Origin of the sequence: Agromyces sp. NDB4Y10, from assembly GCF_001620055.1 — a bacterium.
Classification (GTDB): Bacteria; Actinomycetota; Actinomycetes; order Actinomycetales; family Microbacteriaceae; genus Agromyces; species Agromyces indicus.
Map to the genome: position 1 here is coordinate 21,483 of NZ_LQGY01000069.1, position 25,822 is coordinate 47,304.

The window sequence follows — 25,822 nt, forward strand, 5'->3', positions numbered from 1 at the left end:
GGGTCTGTGGCATCCACTCTGCGGGCGCTGCACCCACCCCGACCGCCGATCCGGGGGGTGAACTTTCCGCGTTCTTCCGCGCCGCGGAACAACCCCGCGCTGCGCGCCTCTCTCCTCCCGCCGAAGGGGCGCAACACGCCGCGCACCCTCCGGCACGCGCGGCGTGTTGCGTCCCCTCGTGCGCGCGCTCCGGGGCCGGTGCACCGCAGACGTCACCGCCTGTTCCGGAGCGCTGCGGCCACCCGCCCGACGATCTCGTCGTCGCGCATCTTCCTCGAGAGGCGGATGACGAGCCAGCCCGAGAGGGCCAGGTCGTTGTACCGCTCGAGGTCACGAGCCCACTGGACCGGATCGGTCAGGTGGTGCTCGCCTTCGTACTCCACGACGACTGACTCGCGCCGGAACACGAGATCGCCTCTCGTCCTCCCGCCGTGATGCAGGGTGATCTCGCCGTTCGGCTCCGGCTCGGAACAGGGCGGGCCGGATCGCATGATGAGCAGACGAGTACGAGTCTCCCGGGGAGAGAAGACGTCGGGGCGAATCAGCGCTGCGGCCTCGCGAAGCTGCCGGACGCCGCGACGTGCGCCCCAGTCCTCGACGACGGCATCGATGTCGGCTGCCTCGGCGAGCGGCACCGGGAGCCCGAGCAGGCGGTCCCCGGCGGCGACCAGGTCATCCAGCGACATCATCCCGGCGAGGCTCGCCCAGGTCGAGGCGGGTCCCAGCACTCGCAGCCCATGCAGCATCGTCGTGTCGACGGGTCGGCTCGTGCGAGAGCCCGTGACCAGCCGCCCGCGCGGCGCGCGGCGGCCCGCGAGGTCGATCACGTGCAGCGACGGATCGTCGCGCAGGCGGATCGGGATCGGCAGTGCCCAGAGGAGCGCCGCCGTCGGTCCGGTGAACGCGTGCGTCCGCGGCATCCGCGTCGCATATGCGCGGCACCGGTCGATGACGGACGGATCCGGCGCCGCCGGCATCCTGACGCCGTGGAAGGGCGCCGCCAGGTCCGCACGGCGAAGTCGCTGGCGGGCGACTCCGCTGCGGACCGCGTCCGCGGTGCTGAACGGACGGCCGCGGAACGCCGGGGGGAGCGGGGTCGGCTGCATTCCCACAGGCTGGTCCGGCAGGAGCGGCGCGTGGCGGCATCCGGTCGGTCACTCGGTCGGATGGCGACCGGCGGCGCCTGTGGAGGAGTGGCCGACCCGCGCCATCCTCCGAGGAGACGCAACACGCCGCATGTGATCGCGCCCCGGCGGCGTGTTGTGTCCCGTCGGCGCGACGGGCGACGGGCTGGCGGATCCCGGTCTGGGCGGGGCAACCTCCAGGGGACGCGAAACGCTGTGCGACCGCGGGCGCGCGCGGCGTGTTGCGTCTCCCGGGGTGGGTGGGCACGGGAATGCGCCCGACTCGCGGGCGGGGGCGCCGCGCGTTTCGGGCGCGTGAACGCACCCCGGACGGAGTGTCGCGCTCCCGCGCGCGGGGCGATGGATCGTCCGGTTGTCCACGCGCCCATTGCACAACTGTGCAACAAGGGGGTTGAATGGCGGCACGCGACGAGGCGAGCAGACGAGGCTGACCGGGAGGTGCCCACAGGTGACAGCGGCGACCGAGGCGACGACGACCTCCGCACCAGGCGAGCGCGACGCGCGGGCGGGCTCCGTCGAGCTCGACCGGGTGACCAAGCGGTACGGCGACGCGACGGCCGTCGACGGCGTCTCCCTCTCGGTCGAGCCGGGCGAGTTCATCTCGCTGCTGGGCCCGTCGGGCTGCGGCAAGACCACCACGCTGCGCATGATCGCCGGGTTCGAGCAGCCCGACGACGGCGACATCCGCATCTCCGGACGATCCGTCCTGGGCTCCGCCCCGTACCGCCGCGACGTCAACACGGTGTTCCAGGCGTACGCGCTCTTCCCCCACATGTCGGTCGCCGAGAACGTGGCGTACGGCCTCCAGCAGCGCCGCACGCCGAAGTCGGAGGTGCGCCAGCGCGTCTCCGAGGCGCTCGAGCTCGTGCAGATGCGCCGCTTCGCCGATCGCAAGCCGACGCAGCTCTCCGGCGGGCAGCAGCAGCGCGTCGCGCTCGCCCGCGCGCTCGTCAACCGCCCGGCGGTGCTCCTACTCGACGAGCCGCTCGGCGCGCTCGACCGGCAGCTGCGCGAGGAGATGCAGCTCGAGCTGAAGCTGCTGCAGTCGCGGCTCGGCATCACGTTCGTCTTCGTCACGCACGATCAGGGCGAGGCGCTGTCGATGAGCGACCGCATCGCCATCATGCGCGAGGGCCGCATCGAGCAGCTCGCCGACGCCGACACGATCTACGCCCGGCCGGCTTCCGCGTACGTGGCGGCGTTCGTCGGCCAGCAGAACTTCTTCCGCGGCGTCGCGGCCGAGGGCGGCACGGCGGTCGAGTCCGCGCACGGGCTCATCCGCGGCATCCGTTCGGAGGCGGCAGCGGGCCTCGCCGACGGCGCGGCCGCGCAGGCGGCCGTGCGCCCCGAGTTCGTCTCGATCGAAGCGGATGCCGCGGGCGGCGCGCCCGCCGCCCCGAACTCGGTGCACGGCACCCTGCTCGGCGTCTCGCACCTCGGCGAGACGATGCAATACCTCGTGCGCCTCGGCGACGACCAGAGCCTCATCGTGCGGCGGCCGACGCCGGACGCCCCCGACCTGGCCGTGGACGCCCGCGTCCGCTGCTCGTGGAACCCCGACCACGTTCAGGTGTTCCCCGCCGACGACGCCGCCGTGGCGGGCGGATACGTCGCGCCGCCCACCCACTGACCCCGCACCGATCCCGACCGCACCATCACAGGAGGTCCCCATGAGCGAGTCCCGACCCCCCGTCCGCATCCTCGCGTCGACGGCCGCCGCCAAGGCGATCAGCGCCGAGCTCAGCCGTCGCCGCTTCCTGAGCTTCGCGGCCGCCGCGGGCGCCACCGGCCTGCTGGCGGCGTGCTCGCCGGGCGGGCAGAGCTCGAACGCGCCGCAGGCGACCGGCGGCGAACTCGAGAACAGCCTGTCGATCTACACGTGGGGCGACTACGACGCCCCGGAGGTGCTCGAGGCCTTCACGGCCGAGCTCGGTCCGACCATCCAGCTGGACTCGTTCGGCTCGAACGAGGAGCTCATCTCGAAGCTCGTGGCGGCGAAGGGCACGTCCGGCTACGACATCGTCGTGCCGACCGGCATCTTCATCCCGCAGATGATCGAGAACGGTCTGCTCACCAAGCTGAACCGCGACCTGATCCCGAACATCGAGTACGTCGACGACGCGTACCTGGGCCGGGCGTGGGATCCCGAGAACGAGTACTCGATCTGCAAGGCCTGGGGCACGACGGGTTACGTGTACGACAAGACCGTCATCACCCGCGAGCTGGCGACGTGGGCCGACTTCCTCGATGCGGCGCAGAACGAGGCGAGCGGGCGCACGAGCGTGCTCGACGACCCGGGCGACCTGACGGGCATGTACTTCTGGGCGAACGGCATCGACTGGAACACCACGGATGAGGCCGACCTCGCCGCCGCCGAGGAGTTCATCGTGAATACGCTCGCGCCGAACATCTCGGCGTTCGACTCCTACCCGGGCGGCGCGGCGATCCCGCAGGCGACGCACGCGCTCATGCAGGCCTGGAACGGCGACGCCCGCATCGGCATCCTCGAGAGCCCGGACCCCGACCGCTGGCAGTGGGTGCTGCCCGGCCCGGAGACGGAGATCTGGATGGACAACTGGGCGATCGCCGCCGGCGCGCCCAACCCGGAGGCCGCGCACGCCTTCATCGACTACGTGCTGACGCCCGAGAACTCGCTGCTCGAGCTCGACTACATCGGGTACCACACGGGCGGCAAGGACATCGAGCAGGCGGCGGAGGACGCCGGGATCGAGATGCTCGACCTCGTGTTCTTCAGCGACGAGCAGCTCGCGACCATGCGCGAGGGCGAGGTCAACGAGGCGCAGCAGACGCGGGTCGACATCTGGAACAAGGCGAAGGCCGCAGCGGGGGCGTAGTGCGAGGCATCCGCTTGCCGCGCTTCGCCCTCGCGCTTCCCGCGTGGGCGTGGCTCGTGGTCTTCTTCGTCGCGCCCGTCGCGATGGTCGTCTACTTCAGCTTCGGGTACAAGCCGGGCATCTTCGGCACGCACGCGACCGACGTGCTGTCGTTCGACCGGTACGGCGAGGCGCTGTCGCCGACGTTCTTCCAGACGTTCACGAACACCCTGTGGGTCGGGCTCGCGGGCACCGCGCTGTGCCTGCTGATCGGGCTGCCGGCGGCGTACTGGATGGCGGTCAAGGTGCCGCCGTCGCGCCGGGGGCTGCTGCTCGCGCTGGTCATGGTGCCGTTCTGGACGAACTTCCTGGTGCGGACGATCGGCTGGCAGGTCATCCTCGCGCCGGAGGGCTGGCTGTCGTCGCTGTTGCAGGGCATCGGGCTGACGGATGGTCCGCTCGACATCCTGTACACCCGCACGGCGGTGCTCATCGGCGTGGTCTACAACTACCTGCCGCTCATGATCCTGCCGCTGTTCGTCGCGTTCGACCGCGTCGGCGGGCCGCTGCGCGAGGCGTCGAAGGACCTCGGCGCGGGCCGCTGGCGCACGTTCACCCGGGTGACGCTGCCGCTGGCCAGGCCTGGGGTCATCGCCGGGGTGCTGCTCGTCTTCATCCCGCTCATGGGCGACTACATCACGGCGACCGTGCTCGGCGGTGCGCGCGGCAACATGGTCGGCCAGCTGGTGGCGAGCCAGTTCCAGACGGCGCAGAACTGGGCGCTCGGCTCGGCGATGGCGGTGATGCTGATCCTCGTCATCATGGCGACGGTCGCGGTGGGCGGCCTGATCGTGTGGCTCGCGACGATGCCGTTCCGGCTGCGCAATCGGCTGGTGCTGGGCGACGAGCCGGCGTCGGCGCCCGCGGGTCGCTCCGGCGACGACGGGCCTGCCGCCGGCGGGGCCGAACCCGTCCGCACCGAACAGGGGGTGTCCGCGTGAAGCAGCGGTCGTGGTCGGATGTCGCGCTCAACGTGTGGGGCGTGGCCGTGCTGGTCTTCCTCTTCCTGCCGATCCTCGTCATCATCGTCTCGTCGTTCAACACGGGGCGCCTGCTCGTCGCATGGGACTCGTTCGGCTTCGACGCGTTCGGGGCGATCCTGACCAAGCCGGCCATCCAGGACGCGGTGATGGTGTCGATCCAGACTGGACTCATCGCGGCCCTGCTGGCCACGCTGCTCGGCACCCTCGCGGGCATCGCGATGGCGCGGCATCCGGGCCGGTGGGCGTTCTGGTTCATCGGCCTGCTGCTGCTCGTGTCGGTCACGCCCGAGATCGTCGACGCCGTCGCGCTGCTGCCGTGGCTGGTGTTCCTCGGACAGGACCTCGGCATCGGCCTGTTCAACGACGGCATCGCCCGCCTGGTCATCGGCCACTCGCTCTTCTCGGTGGCGGTCGTGTCGTACATCGTGCGGGCGCGGCTCATCGGCCTCGAGGGGCAGCTCGAGGAGGCCTCCGCGGACCTCTACGCGCGGCCGCTCACCACGTTCCGGCGCGTGACGCTGCCGCTCGCGATGCCGGCCGTGCTCGCCGGGTTCCTGCTGTCGTTCACGCTCAGCCTCGACAACACCGTCATCGCCGCGTTCGTGCAGGTGTCGGGAACGACGCCGTGGCCGGTGTACGTGCTGAGTGCGCTGCGCTCGGGTCTCCGGCCCGAGATCGCCGCGGTGTCCACGATCATGCTGCTGCTCACGCTCGTGGCCCTCGCGCTCGTGGCGGTCGTGCTGCGGCGGGCGGGCGACTCGGCCACCCAGATCGCCCGCACGATGACCGGCAACTGAGCGGATGCCGCGCCCCGCGGCATCCGTCACGCACCACCGACCGAAGGAGCACCGCGCCATGACCGACGCCGACCTCGTCTTCACCGGCGGCCCCGTTTTCACCGCGAACACCGTGCGGTCGCGCGCGAGCGCGGTCGCCGTCCGCGGCGGGCGGATCGTCGCGGTGGGCTCGGAGCACGACGTGCGCGACCTCGTCGGCGCGGCCACCGAGGTCGTCGACCTGCGCGGGCGGCTGCTCGTGCCGGGCTTCCAGGACGCGCACGTGCACCCCGTCTGGGGCGGCCTCGACCTCATGCGCTGCGACCTGTCGGAGCTGTCGAGCGAGGGCGAGTACCTCGACCGCATCGCCGCGTACGCGGCCGAGCACGCCGACGACGAGTGGGTGCTGGGCGGCGGCTGGTCGATGTCGGCCTTCCCGGGCGGCACGCCGACCGCAGCGGCCCTCGACCGGGTCGTGCCCGACCGTCCGGCGTTCCTCCCCAACCGCGACGGGCACGGCGCGTGGGTGAACTCGGTCGCGCTGCGGCTCGCGGGCATCGACCGCGACACCCCGGACCCGGCCGACGGCCGGATCGAGCGCGACGCCGACGGCACCCCGACGGGCACCCTGCACGAGGGCGCGATGTCGCTCGTGAACCGGCTGCTGCCCGAGACGAGCCTCGAGACGCTCACCGAGGCGCTCCTCCTCGGCCAGCGGTACCTGCACGCGTTCGGCGTGACCGGGTGGCAGGACGCGATCGTCGGCAGCTACGGCGACGCCGGCGACCCGGGCCCGGCGTACGTCGCGGCCGCGGCATCCGGTCGCCTCACCGCCCGGGTGGTCGGTGCGATCTGGTGGGACCGCACGCGCGGTCTGGAGCAGGTCCCCGAGCTCGTCGAGAAGCGAGAACGGTACCGCGGGGGCCGCTTCGCGGCGACGAGCATCAAGATCATGCAGGACGGCGTGGCCGAGAACTTCACCGCGTCGATGCTCGAACCGTACTGCGACGGGCACGGGCACTTCACCGACAACTCCGGCATCTCGTTCGTCGATCCGGCGGTGCTGAACCCCGCCGCCGCCGAGCTCGACGGGCTCGGCTTCCAGCTGCACTTCCACGCGATCGGCGACCGGGCGGTGCGCGAGTGCCTCGACGCGGTCGAGCACGCGATCGCCGTGAACGGACGGAACGACCACCGCCACCACATCGCGCACATCCAGGTCGTGCACCCGGAGGACGTGCCGCGGTTCCGCGAGCTCGGGGTGGCGGCGAACATCCAGTCGCTGTGGGCGGCACTCGAGCCGCAGATGGTGGACCTCACGCTGCCGTTCCTCGGCGAGCCGCGGAGCGCCTGGCAGTACCCGTTCGGCGACCTCCTCCGCGCGGGGGCGGTGCTCGCGGCCGGCAGCGACTGGTCGGTGTCGACGCCGGACCCGCTCGCAGCGATCCACACCGCGGTGAACCGCACCGCTGCGCCGGCGTACGCGGAGGGCGAGTACGAGGCGTTCCTGCCCGAGCAGGCGATCGACCTCGCGACCTCCCTCACCGCCTACACGGCCGGGTCGGCGTGGGTGAACCACCTCGACCACGTGACCGGCACGATCGAGACCGGCAAGTTCGCCGACCTCGTCGTGCTCGACCGCGACCCCTTCGCGGGTCCCGCCGACGAGATCGGCGAGACGCGCGTGCTCCAGACGTTCGTCGAGGGCGAGCGGGTGCACGCGGCATCCGACGCCTGATCCGAGCGGATGCCGCGGCCTCGCCGCCCGGCGGACACGGCGAGACCCGCCGGCCCGATGTCCGGGCCGGCGGGTCGTCGTCGTTCGCGGATCAGTAGGTGCTGGTCGTCGAGGTCGCGCCCGACGAGGAACCCTGCTGCGCGGCGCCCTTCACGTCGTCCGCGGCGGACTTGCCCTCGTCCTTGACGTGCTCGGCGGCTTCGCCCGCGCGGTCCTTGACGGACTGCACGGCCTCCTGCGCGTCGGACTTGAGGTGGTCCGCGGCATCCTGTGCCACGCCCTTCACCTCGTCGACGAGCGGGGCCGCCGCATCCTTCGCCTTCTGCGCCACCTGCTGCTCCTGGCGCGAGGCCGGGATCAGCGAGGAGACGAGCCAGGCGGCGCCGAAGACGATGAGGCCCGCGGCGATCGGGTTGCCCCGCGTCGCCGAGGCGAGGCGCTGCGGCGCCTCACCGACGGTCTCCCCGGCGGAGTGGAGGGCGCCCTGCGTGGAGTCGGCGGCGTCATGGGCGCTGCCCATCACGCGGTCCTTGGCACGCCGGAACGCACCCTTCACCTTCTCGGTCTGGCGGTGCACCGCCTTGCCGGGGTTCACCTTGTCGGCGAGGGCGTCGACGTCCTGGCCGAGCTCTGCCCTGGTCCGCTCGATGTCGGAACGGATGGCGTTCGGATCGGTAGTCATCGGTTCTCCTCATTCCTCTTGATCGCGTCCGGGATCCGCTTCAGGCTGTCCGCGGTGCGCGGCATGCCCTGGACCCGCTCGAATTCCTTCTTGCCGGTGAAGTAGAGCACGGCCGCGACGATGCCCCAGATGACCGCGACGATCACGGCGGACCAGCCGAGGCTGTCGATCAGGTCCCCGAGTCCCCACCACAGCGCGATCGACAGGAACAGCAGCACGAACCAGCCGGCGACGCCGGCCCCGCCGTACATGCCCGCTCCCTTGCCCGCGCGCTTCGCGGACTGGGTCGCCTCGGCCTTGGCCAACTCCACTTCCTGACGCATGAGCGTCGAGAAGTCGCGGCTCACCTCGGCGACGAGGTCGCCGAGCGACGTGTTCGCCGCCTTCTCCTCGGACGGCGTCGGGACGTCGGCGGCCGTGGCTCCCGCCACGTGCGCGCCGCCGGTCCGCGGATCGACGCCTCCGGTGTACGGGCCGCTCATCACGGGGCTCCGGTCACGTCGCCCCGGCGCGTCTCGTCACCGGGGAGCGGCTCGACGTACGGGTCGGTGCCCGTGACGCCGGTCGTCGGTTCGGCACCCCACGTCGTCTGCGGGTCGGCCACGTGCTGGCCGCCACCCGCGGCGCCGACGCCCGTGCCGTACGTCCCGGTGGTGCCGGTGTAGGCGGGCGTGGTCGCCGGGTACTCGGCGGTGTAGCCGTCGCCCGCCGTGAGGGGCTGGGCTCCCCCGGTCGAGCTCGACGAGTCGCCCGCCGACGCGATCGAACGCGTGAGTCGACCGATCACGACGCCCGCTCCTGCGGCGATCGCGAGGAAGACGCCCGGCCGGCGACGGGCGAAGCCCTTGACCTCCTCCAGGAGGTCCTGAGGCTCGCGCTGGTCGAGCCAGGACGCGATGGAGTCGGCTCGCGAGCCGACCTTCTCCACGAGGTCCCGTGCGACGCCGGACTCGGAGTTCGCGGCCATGTCGGAGAACTGCGTCCCGACCTGGCGGATGCCCCCGGCAGCGCGGTGCTGCTGCGTCGAGGCCTGCGAGCGGACCTCGTCGCCGACCCGGCTCGCGAGGTTCCTGACCTGATACTTCGCCTCGGACGCGACGCCGCGCGCCTCCTGCTTGGCGGTGTCGGCGACCCGGTGGCCGGCCGCACCTGCTTCCTGCTTGAGATCCGGGTTCCCGGTCCCTGCGGTGTTCACCATGTTCGCCCCTTTCCTCTCCGAGAGCGGCGATCGGCCGCGCCTCGATGGCGGATGTGCAGAGGCCACGCTAGGAGCGGTGAATTCGGGCCAGAAGGGACTTGCGGTGCGAGAACCGTGCGCGTATAACCCTGCGCGCGACCCCTGTCGGCGGGGCGCCGGTCGGCATCCGCTACACGCCGTCCGCCCGCGATGCAACCGGTTTCCGCCGGGCCCGGCGCCTGGGTAGCGTCGCCGCACATGCGTTCGCAGCCGACCCGGCCGGGTGCCGGGCCGACGCCAGTCTCGGCCGCGGCGCGGGAAGGGGGACCGCATGGCCGTGCAGTTCGGCTACAAGCTCGCCGCGGAGGCGTTCGGCCCGAAGGAGCTCGTCCGCCAGGCGCGGCTCGCCGAGGAGGCAGGGTTCGACTTCGTCGAGATCAGCGACCACTACCACCCGTGGCTCGACGTGCAGGGGCACTCGCCCTTCGCCTGGTCGGTGCTCGGCGCCATCGCGGCATCCACCGAACGCATCGGGCTCGCGACCGGCGTGACCTGCCCCACCGTCCGCTACCACCCGGCGATCATCGCGCAGGCCGCGGCCACGCTCGCGCTGCTGAGCGACGGCCGGTTCACCCTCGGCCTCGGTTCGGGCGAGCGGCTCAACGAGCATGTCGTCGCGCACGGGTACCCGTCGGTGTCGGACCGGCAGGCGATGCTGCGCGAGGCGATCGAGATCATCCGGCTGCTGTGGTCGGGCGGCTACCAGTCGTTCGACGGCGAGTACCTGGCGCTCGAGGACGCCCGCGTCTTCGACCTGCCCGACGAACTGCCACTCATCGCCGTCGCCGCGGGCGGTCCGCAGGCCGCGGAACTGGCCGCCGAGGCCGGCGACGGGATGTTCGGCACCGATCCCGACGCGTCGCTCATCGAGGCGTACCGCGCGTCCGGCGGCACCGGGCCCCGCTACGGCGAGGTGGGCGTGGCGTGGGCGCCCGACGCGGATGCCGCGGCGCAGGCCGCGCACGAGACCTCCCGCTGGTCGCTGCTCGGCTGGAAGGTGATGAGCGAGCTGCCGAACCCGGCGAACTTCGAGGCGGCCTCCGAATTCATCCGCCTGGACGACGTGCGCGAGCAGGTGCCGTGCGGCCCCGATCTCGCCGGGCATGTCGAGGCGGTGCGGTCGTACGAGGACGCCGGGTACGACCGCATCGCGATCATGAACCTCGGTCCCGACCCGGACGGGTTCATCGAGTTCTTCGCCAACGAGCTGCGGCCCGCGCTCACCGGCTGAGCCGGACGCGGGCCGCATCCGCGACGTCACTCGAGGTCATGCAGCCTGCTCGGCGGCGAGGAGGTCGCTGATGACGCCGTCGTGCGTCGGGGTCCAGCCGAGCGTGCGCGCGACCGTCCCTCGGGCCGCCTGATCGAGCAGCAGCGCGTCGGCGAACGCCGTGCCGAGACGTGCGCGGGTGGTGTCCGCCGACTCCGGGGCGACGCCCGCGGGACCGGCGACCACAGCGGCGATATCGCGCACCGCGGTGGGCGCGCCGTCCGACGCGATGACCCGACGCACCGGTTCGTCGCGCTCGAGCACGGCGACGTAGAGGCGCGCGAGGTCATCGACGTGCACCCAGGTCCAGCGCTGGGTGCCGTCGCCGATGAGTCGCAGCGCCCCCTCCTCGGTGCGCGGCGCGTCGGTGATGAGCCCGACGAGCCCGCGACCGTGCCCGTAGACCACCCCGGGCTCGACGATCCGGGCATCGACGGATGACGCGAGCAACCGCTCCTCGAGCGGCACGCGCCACGCGACGAGCTCCGGCGCCGCGTCGAGCGGACCCTCCTCGACGAGGTCGTCGCCTTCGCCGCGGATCCAGATCCCGCTCGTGAGCACGACCCGGCCTCGTCCGTCCCCGAATGCGCGGACAGCGGCCTCGAGCACGGCCGCGTTCAACTCGTCGGCGCGCTGCGCGGGCGCCGCGGCATGCACGAGCGCGTCCACGTCGGCGAGCGCCGCCGCGGTCGCGTCGGCGTCGAAGAGGTCGAGCCGCAGGGCGGTCGCGCCCCGCGCGACGACCGCCGCGGCGCCGCGTTCATCCCGCACGACGGCGCGTACGTGGTGTCCCGCCTCGACGAGCGCGTCGAGCACGGCTGATCCGATGTATCCGGTTCCCCCGGTGAGCAGTGTCTCCATGGTCGGGGACGCTACGGGAATGCCCCTCGGTTACCTCAACGTTCCCTTATGTGGACGGCCATCGCGTCGTCGCCACCGCCGGATGGAGGAGACCGTGTCGACCGTCACCCCGATGCCTCGGACCGCCCGTTTCGCGACCGATCCGGGCGACCCGTCCGTCCCGGACGTGCTCGACCCGGGCTGCCCGAGCCGGGTCGTCTTCGGGCGGATCGGCGAGCGCTGGTCGATGTTCGTGATGCTGGCCCTCGCGGGCGGCACGCTCCGGTTCACCGAGCTGCGAGCGAAGGTGGGCGACGTCAGCCGGAAGGTGCTGACCGAGACCCTGCGAGCACTCGAAGCCGACGGCTTCGTCGAGCGGCGGGCCTGGGACGGCGCTCCGCCGCGGGTCGAGTACTCGCTGAGTCCGCTCGGCCGGTCGCTGCTCGGGCCGATCGACGCCATGCGCCGATGGGCGGAGGCCAACGTGCCCGACGTCCTCGCGTCGCGCGAACGTCACCTCATGATCGAGGAGCAGGCGCTCCTCGGTCCGGGCTGACCGACCTCAGGAGCAGACTTCGCCGATCGCGTTGAAGTCGGCCATGAGCGTCTCGACCTGATCCCCCATGGCACCGAAGTCGGCGTTCGCCGGATCGGCGACCATCTCGCCGATGAAGGCGACGTAGTCCGCCATCGAGGCGGCGGCCTGCTCGGCGACCGGCTGCACCTCGGCGTTGGTGACCTCCGAGACGGCGGCGGCGAACGTCGAGTTGGCCGCCTCGAGCTTGGTCACGGCGCCCTCCGGGTCGGCCATGCCCTCCGCGAACGCGTCCTCGCCGGACAGCGCGGCGAACTCCGTCGAGCCTTCGGCGAGCTGCAGGCACGCCTCGGCGACGGTCTGCTCGCCGGTCGCCTTCGCTTCGGCACTCGGCGTGGCCGGCTTCTGGGTCGCGGCGGGGCTCGCGGCAGTGCAGCCGGCGAGGAGCATGGCGCCCGCGACGGCAGGGACGATCAGGATGGCGCGCGCGAGCGTCATGTCGGTTCCTTCGGGGGTTCGGGTCGAACTGCGGCGAGCGCCGCGCGGGCCAGTCAACCACACGCGCATCACGGATGAGTCTCGGCCACCGGACGCGGAACTTCGCGAATTCTTTTCCCTCGAATCGGCTTCCCCTCGCCCGCGACGCCGCTCCTATGGCGGGGCAGCGCAGAAGATCGCGCAGAGTTCGGTTTGCAGCAGTCGCCTGCTCATGTGAGCATGAGGCATGGTCACCGCCGATCGCCTCCGCCCCGCCACCGCCGCGACGCCCGTCGCGGGCGTCGTCGGCGCGCCGCCCGAGCCGTCGCCCGACGAGGTCGACGCCCTGACGCTCGGCCGCCGCATCCGTGATCGCCGTCTCGCGGCCGGGATGACGCTCGGCGCACTCGCCGCCGCGATCGACCGCGCGCCGTCGCAGGTGAGCGCCATCGAGAACGGCAAGCGCGAGCCGCGGCTGTCGATGCTGCGCACGATCGCCCTCGCCCTCGGCACCACGGCCGACGAGCTGCTCCGACCCGACGCGCCCTCCGAGCGTGCCGCGCTCGAGATCGCCGTCGAACGCGCCCAGCGGGGGCCCGTCTTCTCGGCGCTCGGCCTCGAGCCGTTTCGCGTCGCGAAGACGATGAGCGACCAGACCCTCCAGACGATCCTCGCCCTCCACAACGAGATCGACCGGCTGCACCGCGAGCGCGCGGCGACGCCCGAGGAGGCGCGGCGCGCGAACGCGCAGCTGCGCGCCGAGATGCGGGCCCGCGACAACTTCTACCCCGAACTCGAGGCGAAGGCCGCCGAGCTGCTCGAGGCCGTCGGACACAGCGGCGGGCCCGTCTCCCACCAGCTCGTCGCCGACATGGCGAGCCACCTCGGGTACTCGCTGCATTACGTCGGCGACCTGCCGCACTCCACCAGGTCGGTGACCGACAAGCGCAACGGCCGGATCTACCTGCCCACCCAGCAGTCGCCGTCGCGCGACTCGCGCTCCCCCATCCTGCAGGCGCTCGCCTCGCACCTGCTCGGCCACGAGGAGCCCGGCAACTACGGCGACTTCCTGCGCCAGCGCATCGAGACGAACTACCTCACGGCCGCCATCCTGCTGCCCGAGCAAGCCGCCGTGCGCTACCTCACCGAGGCGAAGAACCTGCGCCGCATCTCGATGGAGGAGCTCCGCGACCACTTCGCGGTCTCATACGAGACCGCCGCGCACCGGTTCACGAACCTCGCGACGGCCCGGCTCGACATCCCGGTGCACTTCATGAAGGTGCACGAGTCGGGCACGATCATCAAGGCGTACGAGAACGACGCGGTGCGGTTCCCGTCCGACGCGCTCGGCGCGGTCGAGGGCACGACGGTGTGCCGCCAGTGGACGGCGCGGACGGTGTTCGACGCCGAGGACCGCTTCACCCCGTACTCGCAGTACACCGACACGTCCACGGGCACGTTCTGGTGCACCTCGCGCATCGAGAAGGCCAAGGAGGGCGAGTACTCCGTCTCGGTGGGTGTGCCGTTCGAGCACGTGAAGTGGTTCCGCGGTCGCGAGACGCCTCGGCGTTCGGTGTCGCGCTGCCCCGACGAGTCGTGCTGCCGCCGGGCGCCGTCCGAGCTCTCCGAGAAGTGGGCGGATGCCTCGTGGCCGGCCGCACGCACGCCGACCTCGCTGCTCGCGGCGCTGCCGACCGGCACCTTCCCCGGTGTGGACCAGACCGAGGTGTACCAGTTCCTCGAGGCGCACGCGCCCCGCGGCTGAGCCGCGCTGCTCCCGGCCCACTCCGCGCGTGCCGCGAGGGGACGCGACACGCCGCGTGCGCCCGGGGCCGCGCGGCATGTCGCGTCCCCTCGACGCCGTCAGTCGTCTCGGGCCGCGAGTTCGCGGAACCAGGCCAGCCCCGCGCGGTGCGCCATGAGGCCGTAGTCGAGCGTGGCCCGCTGGTATTGGAAGACCGCACGGTACTCCTCGGGGACGGCGCCCGCCTGTTCGTCGAGCGCGGCGGCGAAGTCCTCGAGGCGTCCGAGCTCGCGCTCGACCTCGGCGACGATGTGGTCGAGGATGTCGCGCCGCTCGGCGGGGTCTTCCACGAGTCCGAGGAGGAACAGGCGCGAGAGCGCGGCGACCTCGAGGTCGCCCCCGGCGAGCGGCGAGCGGATCCAGGCGTGGAAGGCCGCGGCGCCGGCATCCGTCACCGCGTAGTTCTTCTTGTTGCGGCCGCCCTCGGTGCTCTCGTGCACGGTCACGTGCCCGGCGGCGAGCAGTGACCGCAGGGCGGACTGCAGGCTGCCGAAGCTGGCGCGGTAGAAGAGCGAGGGCCCGCGCTCGAACTGCTTGTTCAGCGAGTACAGGGTCTGGGGCCCGAGCAGCATGAGCAGCCCGAGGATCACGTGGCCCATCGTCGTCGGCACCTTCCGCCATATTCCTGATCGTGATATACCTAACCGTGATATCACGTTTCGAGACGAGAGGATTCTCGCAGATGACCGCCGCCGTCGACTTCGCCACGCGCCTCGATCGCCACCTCGCGCTGGTCGCCGCGCGGCGCGGGGCCCTCGCTCCGCCCCAGGTCGCCGTGCACGCCGCCGGGCTCGGCATCTCGTACCGATCCGGCGAACTCGCCCTCCCGTTCCACGCCGCGAGCGTCGGCAAGCTGTTTACGGCGACGCTCACGATGCAGGCCGTCGAGGCGGGTGCCTTCACGACCGACACGCCCGTGAGCCGCGTCCTTCCGGGGGACGAGCTCGCCGGCCTGTTCGACGCCGACGGGTCGACGGATGCCGCGGGCGGCGCGACCGTCCACCAGCTCCTGGCGCACACGGCCGGCGTCGCTGACTACTTCGAGGGACCTGTGACGAGCGGGCGGCGCATGGTCGAGCTCGTGCACGACGAGCCCGACCGGTTCTGGACCCCGCGCGACCTGCTCGACTTCAGCCGCGAACGCCAGCGCCCCGTCGGCCGGCCCGGCGAGCGCTTCCGGTACTCCGACACCGGGTACGTCCTCCTCGGCCGCCTGCTCGAGGAGTCGACCGGCTCCACCTTCCACGACCTGCTGCACGAGCGCATCTTCGAGCCCGTCGGCATGATCGACAGCTCGCTGTGGCTCCGCTCGCGGCCCGCCCGGGAGGGCGGTTCGGTCCGGACTCGCATCGCGCCGGTCCGGATCGGTCGACGCGACGTGACGGAGGCCCGCAGCGTGAGCTGCGACTGGGCGGGCGGCGGCGTGGTGAGCACGCTCGACGACCTCGTCGCGTTCAGCGACGCGCTGCACCACGGGCGGCTGATCGGCGAGGCGCACCTCCGGTACCTGGCCGAGCCGCGGCATCGGTTCCGTCCGGGCATCCGCTACGGCGCCGGCATGATGCAGGTGCGCTTCGAGGGGTTCAGCCCGTTCCTGCGCGGCCTGCCGCGGCCGGTCGGGCACATCGGCGTGCTCGCCACGCACGTGTTCCACGACCCGGTGCACGACGCCGAGATCGTCCTGAACTTCGGCGGCACGCGAGAGATGGTCCCGAGCTCCCGCACCCTCATCGAGATCGAGCGGGCCCTCCAGCGCGTCTCGCGATGACGGATGCCGCGGCCCACTCGAAGTCGGGCACGCCGCGCTCGCGGCCCGGTCAGCCGGCCCGGTACCCCCGCACCGCGTGCACGGCGAACGACTGCGGGTACGACGCCGTCGCGGGCGGCTCGGGGGGGAAGGCGAATACATCGAGCATGAGCTGCATCGGGTACTGCGGCGACTGCGCGACGCGCTTGCGCACGAGTCCGTCGATCGAGAAGACGACCTCCTCCGGGCGCCAGTCCACCGTGTAGGTGTGCGGCTCGCGCACGTCGTCGTGGAACGCGACCTGCTCGAAGTCGTCGGTGATCGTCGGATCGTTGAAGGGGTGCACCCCGATGCCGACGAGCGCGCTGCCGTCGTCGGCGATGTCGCGGCCGAAGACCTCGAAGACGCAGATCTCGGCGGACTGTTCGGGCTCCTCCTCGAGCCCGATCAGCCACAGCGCGGCCATGGCGTGCTCGTCGATGCCGTCGATCGCCGCGACGATCTCGATGCGGCCGAAGTGCGGCGTGTACAGGCGCCGGTCGCCCTGCGCCTCGCGGACGACGAGCCCCTCGCGGAAGGGGTGCTGCCCGATGGAGGACCCGACCGCGCCGGACCGCACGGCGGTCTGGAGGTTGGACACCTGGGTCGTGCCGTCGTACTCGGCGGACCACGCGGGCTGGTCGGCGTCGACCCGCAGCCGCAGGATGCCGTCGGCCACGTCGTAGCGCGCGCGGGTGCGTTCACGACTGGACCACTGCGGCAGGTAGTGCGGGATCCACTGCTCGAGGTCGAGCTCGGGCCCGGAGAGGTCGGCGTCGAACTCGAGCAGGTCGGGCGGGGGCGGCGGCACGGGCGGAGCGGGCGGCACTGCAGGCATGCGTTCGATACTCCCCCACTCCGCCGACACTCGCTGGAGTCATCCACAGGCCACTATTGTCCACGCGTGCAATATGCGTCATGATGGAGCCATCCGCACCGACTTGGAGTGATCCCGCATGGGAACGACCGTCTACGAACGCCGCAGGCCCGCGGCATCCGTCATCGACCGCAGCCTCGCCGACAGCCGCCGCTCGGTCTTCTGGATCGACGACCTGCCCGACTCGGCGAAGCCCGAGCGACCCCGGCTCGAGGGTGCGCGCACGGCCGACCTCGCGATCGTCGGCGGCGGCTACACCGGCCTCTGGACGGCCGTGCTCGCCAAGCACGCGAACCCCGACCAGCGCGTCGTGCTCCTCGAGGGGCGGCGCATCGGCTGGGCGGCATCCGGTCGCAACGGCGGCTTCTGCGAGGCGAGCCTCACCCACGGCCGCGAGAACGGCCTCAGCCGCTGGCCCGACGAGATCGACGAGCTCGACCGCCAGGGACTCGCGAACCTCGACGCGATCGAGGCCGCCGAGGCCGAGTTCGGCATGGACTTCGAGTTCGAGCGCAACGGCTCGCTCGACGTCGCCGTCGAACCGCACCAGGTCGAGTGGCTGCACGAGGCCGCAGCGGATGCCGCGCACCGGGGCGACGACTCCGTCCGCCTGCTCGACGAGCACCAGGTGCGCGCCGAGGTGGACTCGCCCACCTACCTCGCGGGGGTGTGGAACACGCGCACGAGCGCCATCCTGCACCCGGCGAAGCTCGCCGCCGAACTCGCCCGCGTCGCCGAGGAGGCCGGCGTCGAGATCTTCGAGCGCTCCCCGGTGCGGCGCCTCGAGGGCTCCGGTTCGTCCGCGCCCGTCACGCTGCGCACCGAGCACGGCCGCGTCGACGCCGCGCGCGTGGTCCTCGCGACCAACGTGTTCCCGTCGCTGCTCAAGCGCAACCGGCTCATGACCGTGCCCGTCTACGACTACGTGCTCATGACCGAACCGCTGTCGGCCGAGCAGCAGCGGTCGATCGGCTGGGCGAACCGGCAGGGCATCGGCGACCTGGCGAACCAGTTCCACTACTCGCGCATGACACGCGACGGCCGCATCCTGTACGGCGGCTACGACGCGATCTACCACGCCGGAGGCCGCATCCGCGAGCGCTACGAGGACCGACCCGAGAGCTACGCGAGGCTCGCGAGCCACTTCTTCACGACCTACCCGCAGCTCGAGGGGCTGCGGTTCACGCACCGGTGGGCGGGCGCGATCGACACGTCGACGCAGTTCACCGCGTTCACGGGGCTCGCGCGCGGCGGTCGGGTGGCGTACGCGTCCGGGTTCACCGGGCTCGGCGTCGCCTCGACGCGGTTCATGGCCCGGACCATGCTCGACCTCCTCGACGGGCGCGACACCGAGCGCACGCGACTCGAGATGGTGCGCACGCGGCCGCTGCCGTTCCCACCCGAGCCCGCGGCATCCGTCGGCATCAACCTGACCCGCTGGTCGCTCGACCGCGCCGACCACGACCTCGGCCGGCGCAACCTGCTGCTGAAGACCCTCGACGCGGTCGGGCTGGGGTTCGACTCGTGAGCGGCGCCGACGGCGGGCTCGCTCGCCTGGTCGCCGGCGCGGTGACGGATGCCGCGACCCTGCCGATCGCGCACGAACCCGTGCCCGCCGACCAGGTGGTGGCCGGCGCGCCGACCACGGGGTACGCGCCGCTCGACGAGCCGGCGGCCGACGCGGCCGCCGGGGTCGGCGAGCTCGGCGTCTGGGAGATGACGCCGGGCGCGATGCGCGACACCGAGGTCGACGAGGTCTTCCTCGTGATCGGCGGGGCGGCGACCGTGGAGTTCGTCGACCCGGCGCTGCCGCCCGTCGAGCTGCGGCCCGGGTCGATCGTGCGGCTCGACGCGGGCATGCAGACGGTCTGGACGGTCACGGAGACGCTGCGGAAGCTCTTCATCGCGCGCTGAGCTCGCCGCGCCGCGGTGCGCTGCGCCGGGATGCCGGACGTCGGCGTCCTGCCTCCGCGCCGGCACCGCCGAGTGCATCCGCCGTGCGGCGCATACTTGAGCGATGGACTCCGACTCGCGCGCACCCGCCGTGGTCGCCGTCGCGCGCGACGACCGGCACCGGTTCTCCAAGCCGCTGCGCGACGAGATCGTGCTCGTCGCCGGTCACGGCATCGACGGCGACGCGCACGCGGGCCCGACGGTGACGCGCCGCTCCCGGTTCCGCGGTACCTGGACCGAGCCGAACCGCCGGCAGGTGCACCTCATCCAGGCCGAGCTCTTCGACGAGCTGGCCGTCGAGGGCCATGAGGTCGCGCCGGGCGAACTCGGCGAGAACGTGACGACGACGGGCCTCGACCTGCTCGCGCTGCCGCTCGGCACCCGCCTGCGGCTCGGGTCGTCGGCCGAGGTCGAGATCACCGGCCTCCGCACGCCGTGCGTGCAGATCGACCGCTTCCAGCCGGGGCTCATGCGGCGGATGGTCCGCCGGGAGCGCGGCGCGACCCGGCTGCGCGCCGGCATCATGGCCGTCGTCGTCGAGGGCGGCGTCGTCCGTGCCGGCGACCCGATCGCGGTCGAACTCCCGGCCGAGCCGCACGAGCCGCTCCCCCGGCTCTGACCGGGCTGCCCGGCGATCAGGCGACGGATGCCGCGGCGCCGGCGTCCGCGGCATCCGCGGGTCCGGCCGGCTCGACCGGTTCGATGCGGAACGTCGCGCGGAAGCGCTCGACGGACTCGAGGTCGCCGGCGAGGATGCGGACCTCGGTCGCGGGCAGCCGTCCGGCGAGCAGCTCGCCGAACGCGGCGGGTTCGAGCGCGGCCTCGAGGCTCGCCTGGAACGAGGGTTCGGCGCCCGGCCGCTGCGGTTGCGGCAGCGAGCCCGGCCCGATCGGCGCGACGTCGAGCGTGCCGCCGACGACCGCCGCCGCGACCGAGGCGTCGCCGACGTGGAGTACGTACTCGGTCGGCGGCGCTCCCGCCGCGGCATCCGCTCGGAAGGCCGCCCGCAACGCGGTCGCGAGCGCCTCGCGCGTGAGCTGCTCGCCCTCGGCGGGTTCGCCGAGCAGCGACCAGCCCCACCGCTCGAGGGCGGCGACCACGGGCGCGAGCTCGCGCCCGAGCGGGGTGAGCTCGTACCCGCCGCGCACCATCGGCACGCGGCGGATGACCCCGGCCTCCTGCAGCTCCTTCAGCCGGTCGGCCAGGATGTTCGTCGGGATCCGCGCCAGTCCGGCCTTCAGGTCGCCGTACCGGCGCGGGCCGACGAGCAGGTCGCGGACGATGAGCAGCGCCCACCGTTCCCCGACCCGCTCGAGGGCCCGCGGCACGCCGCCGTACTGGCCGAAGCCGCGGGGTGCGCGTGTGGCCACCGGCCGCTCAGGCCGAGCCCGCCGACGCGGCGCCCTGCTCGGCCAGGTACGCCTCGGGCCCCATCTCGGCGGCGGCCGGCTCCATGTAGAGGTAGCCGAGGATGTTGCCGTCCGGGTCCTCGAGGTCGCGCGAGTACATGAACCCGTAGTCCTGGGCAGGGCGCGGTTCGGTGCCGCCGGCGGCGAGCGCCTTGGCCAGCATCTCGTCGACGGCCTCGCGCGACTCGCAGGTGAGCGAGACGGCCATCTGCGCGTGGGTCTTCGGGTCGATGATCTGCTTGTCGGTGAACGTGCCGAGGAACTCGCGCGTGAGCACCATGAAGTACAGGTTGTCGTCGAGCACGACGCACGCGGCGTTCTCATCGGTGAAGTTCGGGTTGATGCGGTACCCCAGCGCCGCGTAGAACGCCTTGGAGCGGTCGAGGTCGGTCGTGGGGAAGTTCACGAAGATGCTGGCGGTCATGGTGTCCTCCGGTCGTGCGAATAGGTGGTTGACCCGGGTTCTGACCACAGCTTGCTCTTTGCAAGTGCACTTGTCAAGAGCAAGTAACGATCACCGCACGCCGCCGCCCCGCCGCACGAGCAACGCGAGGTGCAGCGCCGTCAGCGTCTCGCCGTCGTCGAGGTCGGCGCCCAGCAGGTCGCCGATGAGCGCGAGCCGCTGGTAGAACACCGACCGCGAGAGGTGGCTCGCCTGCGCCGCCGCCGTGCGGTTGCCGGGATGCGCCAGCATGGCACCCAGCACGTCGAGCAGGTCGCCGCCGCGGGCGAGGTCGTACTCGACGATCGGCGCGAGCATGCGTTCGCCGAGCTCCTGCAGCCGGTGGTCGTCGCGGAGCGAGGTCACGAGTCGCACGAGCGGGCGGTCCTCCGCGCGGCGCACCACGAGCCCGCGCGCGGGCCTCGGCGGCGGCGTCGCGGCGAGGTCGAGCGCCTCCTGCACCGAGACGAGCAGCCCGTCGAGGTCGTCGGCCCGGGAGCCGATCGCGAGCGACGCACGGACCCCGTCCGCCGGTGACCCGGCGTCGAGGGCGAGCCCGAGCGTCCTGGCCGCCGCGTCGTCGAACGGCGTCCCGGTCGGCAGCGACAGCAGCACCACGCGAACGGATGCCGCGGCGCCTCCGCCCGGCGCCCCACCCTCGATCGCCCGCCCGCCGAGCGCCCGCGCTGCGGCATCCGCGTCGCCGTCACCGCCGCGACCGGCGAGGGCGAGCCCGTACAGGTCGGACCCGGTGACCGGCAGGCCGGCCGCCTCGAGCCGTGCGGTCGCCCCGCCCGGCGCGGCGAAGCGCCCGGAGAGCAGGTGCTCGACGAGCCGGCGGCGGCCGACGCGACCCCACGTGTCGTCGTCGCCGTCCGCGAGCCGGCCGAGCGCGAGCGCGATCGCGCCCTGCTCGAGGACGCTCGTGCGGCCGGCCGGGTGCGCCGGCCCGGGCAGCGCGACCAGGTGCCCCCAACGGATGCCGCGCGCCTCGACCGGCACGATGAGCCAGGGGTCCGGCCCGCCCCCCGGCGTCCCCGCGCGACGGTGGGCGTCGCGCGAGCGCAGCTGCCACCCGCCGAGCAGCGCCTCCTCGGCGTCGGGCGGCACGTCGGCCGCCACCACCTCGTGTGCGAGGTTCTCGAGCACCACGGGCGCGTCGAGGGTCTGCGCGAGCTGCTGCACGACGTAGTCCGCGGGGGCGCCGCGGAGGGCCAGTGCCGTGAACCGCTCGCGGACCTCGTCGCGGGCATGCAGTGCGGTCGTCTGCTCGGAGATGATGCGGCGGTGCACCGCCTCGGTGAGCGCGACGAACTTCACCTCTCGGTGCAGGGCGACGAGCGCGAGCCCGTGGTCGGCCGCCGCCTGCACGACGACGGCCGGCACGTACCGGTAGTGCACGCCGAGCTCGAGGACGAGCCCGGCGATGCCGACGTCGACGAGCTCGGCGACGAATGCGCGGAGCTCACCCGGCTCGGCGGGCCAGCCCGACCCCGTGGAGAGGAGCAGCTCGCCGCCGACGAGCAGCCGGGCCACGCCCGCGCTGTCGGAGACGTGCACCCAGCGGACCCGCGCGTCGAGGGCGGTGTCGCCGACGAGCACCTCGGGCACCCCGTCCGCGACCGCCGGAAGCGCGAGGATCTCGGCGACCGTCGGGAGCGCGTCGTCGACGGCGAACGCAGGGGCGGCGCGGTCCGACCGTTCCGGACGATCCGTTCGATCGAGTGGATCTTCGCGACGCTCTGGCACCGTCCACCTCGGTTCTTCGCTGTCAGACTGGGACCACATCAGCGTACCGACCTGCCGGTCGTTCTGTCCGATTCGCGACATCCGGCAGCACCGCATCCACCGAAGGACCACCATGAGCCTCACCGAGACCGCCGCCACCTCGCCCGCCGCGACCGCCGACGTGCCCCACCTCGGGCACTGGATCGACGGCGCGCTGCGCCCCTCCACCTCCGGCCGGACCGCGCCCGTGTACAACCCCGCCACCGGCGCCGTGCAGGCGGAGGTCGCGCTCGCCGACCGGGCCGAGATCGACGAGGCGATCGCCTCCGCGCAGCGCGGCTACGAGGTCTGGAGCCGCTACTCGATCGCGAAGCGCCAGAGCGTGCTGTTCGCGTTCCGGGAGCTGCTCAACGCGCGGAAGGGCGAGCTCGCCGCGATCATCACCGCCGAGCACGGCAAGGTGCTCTCCGACGCGATGGGCGAGATCCTCCGCGGCCAGGAGGTCGTCGAGCTCGCCACCGGCTTCCCGCACCTCATCAAGGGCGCCTTCTCCGAGAACGCCTCGTCGGGCATCGACGTCTACTCGCTGAAGCAGCCGCTCGGCGTGGTCGGCGTCATCAGCCCCTTCAACTTCCCGGCCATGGTGCCCATGTGGTTCTTCCCGATCGCGATCGCGGCGGGCAACGCCGTCGTCCTGAAGCCGAGCGAGAAGGACCCGTCGGCCGCGCTCTGGCTGGCGGAGCTCTGGAAGGAGGCCGGCCTGCCGGACGGCGTGTTCACGGTCCTCCAGGGCGACAAGCTCGCCGTCGACGGCCTGCTGACCTCGCCGATCGTCCAGTCGATCTCGTTCGTGGGCTCGACGCCGATCGCCCAGTACATCTACGAGACCGCCGCCAAGCACGGCAAGCGCGTCCAGGCCCTGGGCGGCGCCAAGAACCACATGCTCGTGCTGCCCGACGCCGACCTCGACCTGGTCGCCGACTCGGCCGTCAACGCGGGCTACGGCGCGGCGGGCGAGCGCTGCATGGCCATCTCGGTCGTGCTCGCCGTCGAACCCGTCGCCGACGAGCTCGTCGCGAAGATCGCCGAGCGCATCGCGAAGCTGAAGATCGGCAACGGCGCCGGCACGGACGGCGTCGAGCCCGACATGGGCCCGCTCATCACCGACGTGCACCGCGACAAGGTCGCCTCCTACGTCGACATCGCCGAAGCCGACGGTGCGTCCGTCGTGGTCGACGGCCGCGGCTTCTCGGTCGACGGCCACGAGGACGGCTTCTTCTTCGGCCCGACCCTGCTCGACCACGTCCCGACGTCGTCGCGCGCCTACACCGAGGAGATCTTCGGCCCGGTGCTCTCGGTCGTGCGCGTCGCGTCGTACGACGAGGGCCTCGACCTCATCAACTCGGGCCGGTTCGGCAACGGCACGGCGATCTTCACCAACGACGGCGGTGCGGCCCGCCGCTTCCAGAACGAGGTGGAGGTCGGCATGGTCGGCATCAACGTCCCGATCCCGGTGCCGGTCGCCTACCACTCGTTCGGCGGATGGAAGCAGTCGCTCTTCGGCGACAGCAAGGCCTACGGCGTGCACGGCTTCGACTTCTTCACGCGCGAGAAGGCCGTCACCAGCCGGTGGCTCGACCCGGCCACCCACGGCGGCATCAACCTCGGCTTCCCGCAGAACCACTGACCGCTTCGGTGGTCGAGTAGCGCGAAGCGCGTATCGAGACCGTCGCAGGGTCTCGATACGGCGCTGGCGCGCCGACTCGACCACCGGACCCCGAAAGGACCTTCACATGACCGACACGCTCGTTCCCGAAGCGACGACGGATGCCGCGGACGCGGCCTCGTACGTCGACCGCCGCGGCACGCGGCATCCGCTGCCCGACGCCGCCGCCGACGCGCAGGTGCGCGCCGACGACCGCGCCCACGTGTTCCACTCCTGGAGCGCGCAGGCCCTCATCGACCCGCTGCCCGTCGCTGCCGGCGAGGGGTCGACGTTCTGGGACTACCAGGGCAACGCCTACCTCGACTTCTCGAGCCAGCTCGTGAACCTCAACCTCGGTCACCAGCACCCGGATCTCGTCGCGGCGATCCAGGAGCAGGCGGGCCGGCTCGCGACGATCCAGCCCGCGCTCGCCAACGACGTTCGCGGCGAGCTCGCCCGGCGCATCGCCGAGGTCGCGCCCGGCGACCTCGACAAGGTGTTCTTCACGAACGGCGGCGCCGACGCGAACGAGCACGCGGTGCGGATGGCGCGCGCCGTAACGGGTCGCCGCAAGGTGCTGTCGATGTACCGCAGCTACCACGGCGGCACGGCCACGGCGATCTCGCTGACCGGCGACCCGCGCCGCTGGGCGAACGAGCCGAGCGACGGCAGCGTCGTGCACTTCCTCGGGCCGTACCCGTACCGCTCGTCGTTCCACGCATCGAACGAGGCCGAGGAGACCGAGCGCGCGCTCGCGCACCTCGAGCAGGTCATCACGCTCGAGGGCGCGACCACGGTCGCGGCGATCATCATCGAGACCGTCGTCGGCACGAACGGCGTGCTCGTGCCGCCGCCCGGCTACCTGCAGGGCGTGCGCGAGCTCTGCGACCGGTTCGGCATCGTCTACATCGCCGACGAGGTCATGGTCGGCTTCGGCCGCGTCGGCGAGTGGTTCGCGGTGAATCACTTCGGCGTGACGCCCGACCTCATCACCTTCGCGAAGGGCGTGAACTCGGGCTACGTGCCGCTCGGCGGCGTCGTGATCTCGCAGCGCATCGCGTCGCACTTCGACACCGTGCCGTTCGCCGGCGGGCTCACCTACTCGGGTCACCCGCTCGCGTGCGCGGCGGGCGTCGCGACGTTCGAGGTGTTCGAGCGCGACGGCATCCTCGAGCGCGTGCGCGACCTCGGCGAGCGCGTCGTCGGTCCGCGCCTGCGCGAGATCGCGGAGCGGCATCCGTCGGTCGGCGAGGTGCGCGGACTCGGGCTGTTCTGGGCGATCGAGCTCGTCCGCGACCGGGAGACGCGCGAGCCGCTCGTGCCGTTCAACGCGTCGGGGGCGGATGCCGCGCCGATGGCGAAGGTCGCGGCCGCGTGCAAGCAGGCGGGGCTGTGGCCGTTCATCCACTTCAACCGCATGCACGTCGCGCCGCCGCTCGTCATCACCGAGGAGGAGCTCGTGCGCGGACTCGACATCATCGACGCCGCGCTCGACCTGGCCGACGCCGAGCTCGGCTGACGCACGGGCGGCCAGGAGTCGC

Annotated in this window: 25 protein-coding genes; 14 read left to right on the forward strand and 11 right to left on the reverse strand. The window is 72.5% G+C overall.

What is annotated here, in order from left to right; genetic code table 11:
• Window positions 1–212 precede the first annotated feature (212 nt).
• A complete protein-coding gene (locus AVP42_RS15625) occupies window positions 213–827 on the reverse strand; it encodes a hypothetical protein (protein ID WP_157356876.1) in 615 nt (204 codons plus the stop codon).
• 766 nt (window positions 828–1,593) lie between these two features.
• Here AVP42_RS15625 and AVP42_RS15630 point away from each other — a divergent pair.
• Genes AVP42_RS15630 through AVP42_RS15650 form a run of 5 tightly spaced genes read left to right on the forward strand, consistent with a single transcriptional unit; the run spans window position 1,594 to window position 7,536 of the window.
• A complete protein-coding gene (locus AVP42_RS15630) occupies window positions 1,594–2,775 on the forward strand; it encodes an ABC transporter ATP-binding protein (RefSeq protein WP_067950698.1) in 1,182 nt (393 codons plus the stop codon).
• A 40-nt stretch (window positions 2,776–2,815) separates the two neighbouring features.
• A complete protein-coding gene (locus AVP42_RS15635) occupies window positions 2,816–4,000 on the forward strand; it encodes a spermidine/putrescine ABC transporter substrate-binding protein (protein WP_067950700.1) in 1,185 nt (394 codons plus the stop codon).
• Window positions 4,001–4,014: 14 nt separating this feature from the next.
• On the forward strand, window positions 4,015–4,980 hold the full coding sequence (locus AVP42_RS15640; RefSeq protein WP_082847360.1) for an ABC transporter permease: 966 nt from the start codon (window positions 4,015–4,017) through the stop codon (window positions 4,978–4,980).
• Entirely contained in the window at window positions 4,977–5,819 is an 843-nt protein-coding gene (locus tag AVP42_RS15645; protein ID WP_067950701.1) for an ABC transporter permease, read from the forward strand. The genes AVP42_RS15640 and AVP42_RS15645 overlap by 4 nt, the downstream gene beginning before the upstream one ends.
• Before the next feature lie 58 nt (window positions 5,820–5,877).
• Window positions 5,878–7,536, forward strand: a complete 1,659-nt coding sequence (locus AVP42_RS15650; RefSeq protein WP_067950864.1) for an amidohydrolase — start codon at window positions 5,878–5,880, stop codon at window positions 7,534–7,536.
• Window positions 7,537–7,627: 91 nt separating this feature from the next.
• Here AVP42_RS15650 and AVP42_RS15655 read toward each other — a convergent pair whose 3' ends face one another.
• The 3 genes from AVP42_RS15655 to AVP42_RS15665 are packed head-to-tail and all read right to left on the reverse strand — an operon-like array spanning window position 7,628 to window position 9,416.
• Window positions 7,628–8,218, reverse strand: a complete 591-nt coding sequence (locus AVP42_RS15655; RefSeq protein ID WP_067950703.1) for a DUF3618 domain-containing protein — start codon at window positions 8,216–8,218, stop codon at window positions 7,628–7,630.
• Complete coding sequence (locus AVP42_RS15660; protein WP_082847347.1) at window positions 8,215–8,700, reverse strand: phage holin family protein; 486 nt, start codon at window positions 8,698–8,700, stop codon at window positions 8,215–8,217. Before AVP42_RS15660 ends, AVP42_RS15655 begins: the two co-directional genes overlap by 4 nt.
• On the reverse strand, window positions 8,700–9,416 hold the full coding sequence (locus AVP42_RS15665; protein ID WP_067950705.1) for a hypothetical protein: 717 nt from the start codon (window positions 9,414–9,416) through the stop codon (window positions 8,700–8,702). The genes AVP42_RS15660 and AVP42_RS15665 overlap by 1 nt, the downstream gene beginning before the upstream one ends.
• Window positions 9,417–9,726: 310 nt before the next feature.
• On the opposite strand from AVP42_RS15665, the gene AVP42_RS15670 reads away from it, so the two are divergent.
• Window positions 9,727–10,686: a TIGR03557 family F420-dependent LLM class oxidoreductase gene (locus AVP42_RS15670; protein ID WP_231878670.1), complete on the forward strand. Its 960-nt coding sequence runs from the start codon at window positions 9,727–9,729 to the stop codon at window positions 10,684–10,686.
• A 36-nt stretch (window positions 10,687–10,722) separates the two neighbouring features.
• On the opposite strand, the gene AVP42_RS15675 is transcribed toward AVP42_RS15670, so the two are convergent.
• Complete coding sequence (locus AVP42_RS15675; RefSeq protein WP_067950707.1) at window positions 10,723–11,586, reverse strand: NAD-dependent epimerase/dehydratase family protein; 864 nt, start codon at window positions 11,584–11,586, stop codon at window positions 10,723–10,725.
• 112 nt (window positions 11,587–11,698) lie between these two features.
• Between AVP42_RS15675 and AVP42_RS15680 the strand changes: the two genes are divergently transcribed.
• Window positions 11,699–12,121 (forward strand): helix-turn-helix domain-containing protein, encoded by a 423-nt coding sequence (locus tag AVP42_RS15680; RefSeq protein ID WP_067950870.1) that lies wholly within the window; start codon window positions 11,699–11,701, stop codon window positions 12,119–12,121.
• Window positions 12,122–12,127: 6 nt separating this feature from the next.
• Here AVP42_RS15680 and AVP42_RS15685 read toward each other — a convergent pair whose 3' ends face one another.
• Complete coding sequence (locus AVP42_RS15685; protein WP_067950709.1) at window positions 12,128–12,598, reverse strand: hypothetical protein; 471 nt, start codon at window positions 12,596–12,598, stop codon at window positions 12,128–12,130.
• A gap of 226 nt (window positions 12,599–12,824) precedes the next feature.
• Between AVP42_RS15685 and AVP42_RS15690 the strand changes: the two genes are divergently transcribed.
• Window positions 12,825–14,342, forward strand: coding sequence for a helix-turn-helix transcriptional regulator (locus AVP42_RS15690; RefSeq protein ID WP_082847348.1), 1,518 nt, complete (start codon window positions 12,825–12,827; stop codon window positions 14,340–14,342).
• A gap of 98 nt (window positions 14,343–14,440) precedes the next feature.
• Here AVP42_RS15690 and AVP42_RS15695 read toward each other — a convergent pair whose 3' ends face one another.
• Window positions 14,441–14,980, reverse strand: a complete 540-nt coding sequence (locus tag AVP42_RS15695; RefSeq protein ID WP_067950711.1) for a helix-turn-helix transcriptional regulator — start codon at window positions 14,978–14,980, stop codon at window positions 14,441–14,443.
• Between the two features lie 83 nt (window positions 14,981–15,063).
• On the opposite strand from AVP42_RS15695, the gene AVP42_RS15700 reads away from it, so the two are divergent.
• The gene (locus tag AVP42_RS15700) at window positions 15,064–16,149 is read left to right on the forward strand and encodes a serine hydrolase (RefSeq protein ID WP_067950714.1); all 1,086 of its coding nucleotides are present in this window, start codon (window positions 15,064–15,066) and stop codon (window positions 16,147–16,149) included.
• A 49-nt stretch (window positions 16,150–16,198) separates the two neighbouring features.
• Here AVP42_RS15700 and AVP42_RS15705 read toward each other — a convergent pair whose 3' ends face one another.
• The gene (locus tag AVP42_RS15705) at window positions 16,199–17,005 is read right to left on the reverse strand and encodes a glycoside hydrolase family 16 protein (protein ID WP_067950716.1); all 807 of its coding nucleotides are present in this window, start codon (window positions 17,003–17,005) and stop codon (window positions 16,199–16,201) included.
• A gap of 118 nt (window positions 17,006–17,123) precedes the next feature.
• Between AVP42_RS15705 and AVP42_RS15710 the strand changes: the two genes are divergently transcribed.
• The 3 genes from AVP42_RS15710 (at window position 17,124) to AVP42_RS15720 (ending at window position 19,616) form a co-directional block, all read left to right on the forward strand.
• Window positions 17,124–18,572: an FAD-binding oxidoreductase gene (locus AVP42_RS15710; protein WP_067950718.1), complete on the forward strand. Its 1,449-nt coding sequence runs from the start codon at window positions 17,124–17,126 to the stop codon at window positions 18,570–18,572.
• A complete protein-coding gene (locus AVP42_RS15715) occupies window positions 18,569–18,958 on the forward strand; it encodes a cupin domain-containing protein (RefSeq protein ID WP_231878671.1) in 390 nt (129 codons plus the stop codon). Before AVP42_RS15710 ends, AVP42_RS15715 begins: the two co-directional genes overlap by 4 nt.
• 103 nt (window positions 18,959–19,061) lie before the next feature.
• Window positions 19,062–19,616 (forward strand): MOSC domain-containing protein, encoded by a 555-nt coding sequence (locus AVP42_RS15720; protein WP_197467052.1) that lies wholly within the window; start codon window positions 19,062–19,064, stop codon window positions 19,614–19,616.
• A 16-nt stretch (window positions 19,617–19,632) separates the two neighbouring features.
• Here AVP42_RS15720 and AVP42_RS15725 read toward each other — a convergent pair whose 3' ends face one another.
• From AVP42_RS15725 to AVP42_RS15735, 3 genes are all read right to left on the reverse strand, one after another.
• Window positions 19,633–20,367 (reverse strand): helix-turn-helix domain-containing protein, encoded by a 735-nt coding sequence (locus tag AVP42_RS15725; RefSeq protein ID WP_067950720.1) that lies wholly within the window; start codon window positions 20,365–20,367, stop codon window positions 19,633–19,635.
• Between the two features lie 7 nt (window positions 20,368–20,374).
• Window positions 20,375–20,830 (reverse strand): VOC family protein, encoded by a 456-nt coding sequence (locus AVP42_RS15730; protein ID WP_067950722.1) that lies wholly within the window; start codon window positions 20,828–20,830, stop codon window positions 20,375–20,377.
• Window positions 20,831–20,920: 90 nt separating this feature from the next.
• Window positions 20,921–22,597 (reverse strand): PucR family transcriptional regulator, encoded by a 1,677-nt coding sequence (locus tag AVP42_RS15735; protein WP_231878672.1) that lies wholly within the window; start codon window positions 22,595–22,597, stop codon window positions 20,921–20,923.
• 112 nt (window positions 22,598–22,709) lie between these two features.
• Between AVP42_RS15735 and AVP42_RS15740 the strand changes: the two genes are divergently transcribed.
• A complete protein-coding gene (locus tag AVP42_RS15740; RefSeq protein ID WP_067950725.1) occupies window positions 22,710–24,263 on the forward strand; it encodes a CoA-acylating methylmalonate-semialdehyde dehydrogenase in 1,554 nt (517 codons plus the stop codon).
• Window positions 24,264–24,369: 106 nt separating this feature from the next.
• On the forward strand, window positions 24,370–25,800 hold the full coding sequence (locus AVP42_RS15745; RefSeq protein WP_082847349.1) for an aspartate aminotransferase family protein: 1,431 nt from the start codon (window positions 24,370–24,372) through the stop codon (window positions 25,798–25,800).
• The last annotated feature ends 22 nt before the right edge of the window (window positions 25,801–25,822 follow it).

Coding starts and splice junctions, on each gene's coding strand:
- AVP42_RS15635 (WP_067950700.1), top strand. CDS start 2,816: ATGAGCGAGTCCCGACCCCCCGTCCGCATCCTCGCGTCGACGGCCGCC.
- AVP42_RS15650 (WP_067950864.1), top strand. CDS start 5,878: ATGACCGACGCCGACCTCGTCTTCACCGGCGGCCCCGTTTTCACCGCG.
- AVP42_RS15655 (WP_067950703.1), bottom strand. CDS start 8,218: ATGACTACCGATCCGAACGCCATCCGTTCCGACATCGAGCGGACCAGG.
- AVP42_RS15660 (WP_082847347.1), bottom strand. CDS start 8,700: ATGAGCGGCCCGTACACCGGAGGCGTCGATCCGCGGACCGGCGGCGCG.
- AVP42_RS15665 (WP_067950705.1), bottom strand. CDS start 9,416: ATGGTGAACACCGCAGGGACCGGGAACCCGGATCTCAAGCAGGAAGCA.
- AVP42_RS15670 (WP_231878670.1), top strand. CDS start 9,727: ATGGCCGTGCAGTTCGGCTACAAGCTCGCCGCGGAGGCGTTCGGCCCG.
- AVP42_RS15675 (WP_067950707.1), bottom strand. CDS start 11,586: ATGGAGACACTGCTCACCGGGGGAACCGGATACATCGGATCAGCCGTG.
- AVP42_RS15680 (WP_067950870.1), top strand. CDS start 11,699: ATGCCTCGGACCGCCCGTTTCGCGACCGATCCGGGCGACCCGTCCGTC.
- AVP42_RS15685 (WP_067950709.1), bottom strand. CDS start 12,598: ATGACGCTCGCGCGCGCCATCCTGATCGTCCCTGCCGTCGCGGGCGCC.
- AVP42_RS15690 (WP_082847348.1), top strand. CDS start 12,825: ATGGTCACCGCCGATCGCCTCCGCCCCGCCACCGCCGCGACGCCCGTC.
- AVP42_RS15695 (WP_067950711.1), bottom strand. CDS start 14,980: ATGGGCCACGTGATCCTCGGGCTGCTCATGCTGCTCGGGCCCCAGACC.
- AVP42_RS15700 (WP_067950714.1), top strand. CDS start 15,064: ATGACCGCCGCCGTCGACTTCGCCACGCGCCTCGATCGCCACCTCGCG.
- AVP42_RS15705 (WP_067950716.1), bottom strand. CDS start 17,005: ATGCCTGCAGTGCCGCCCGCTCCGCCCGTGCCGCCGCCCCCGCCCGAC.
- AVP42_RS15710 (WP_067950718.1), top strand. CDS start 17,124: ATGGGAACGACCGTCTACGAACGCCGCAGGCCCGCGGCATCCGTCATC.
- AVP42_RS15720 (WP_197467052.1), top strand. CDS start 19,062: ATGGACTCCGACTCGCGCGCACCCGCCGTGGTCGCCGTCGCGCGCGAC.
- AVP42_RS15730 (WP_067950722.1), bottom strand. CDS start 20,830: ATGACCGCCAGCATCTTCGTGAACTTCCCCACGACCGACCTCGACCGC.
- AVP42_RS15740 (WP_067950725.1), top strand. CDS start 22,710: ATGAGCCTCACCGAGACCGCCGCCACCTCGCCCGCCGCGACCGCCGAC.
- AVP42_RS15745 (WP_082847349.1), top strand. CDS start 24,370: ATGACCGACACGCTCGTTCCCGAAGCGACGACGGATGCCGCGGACGCG.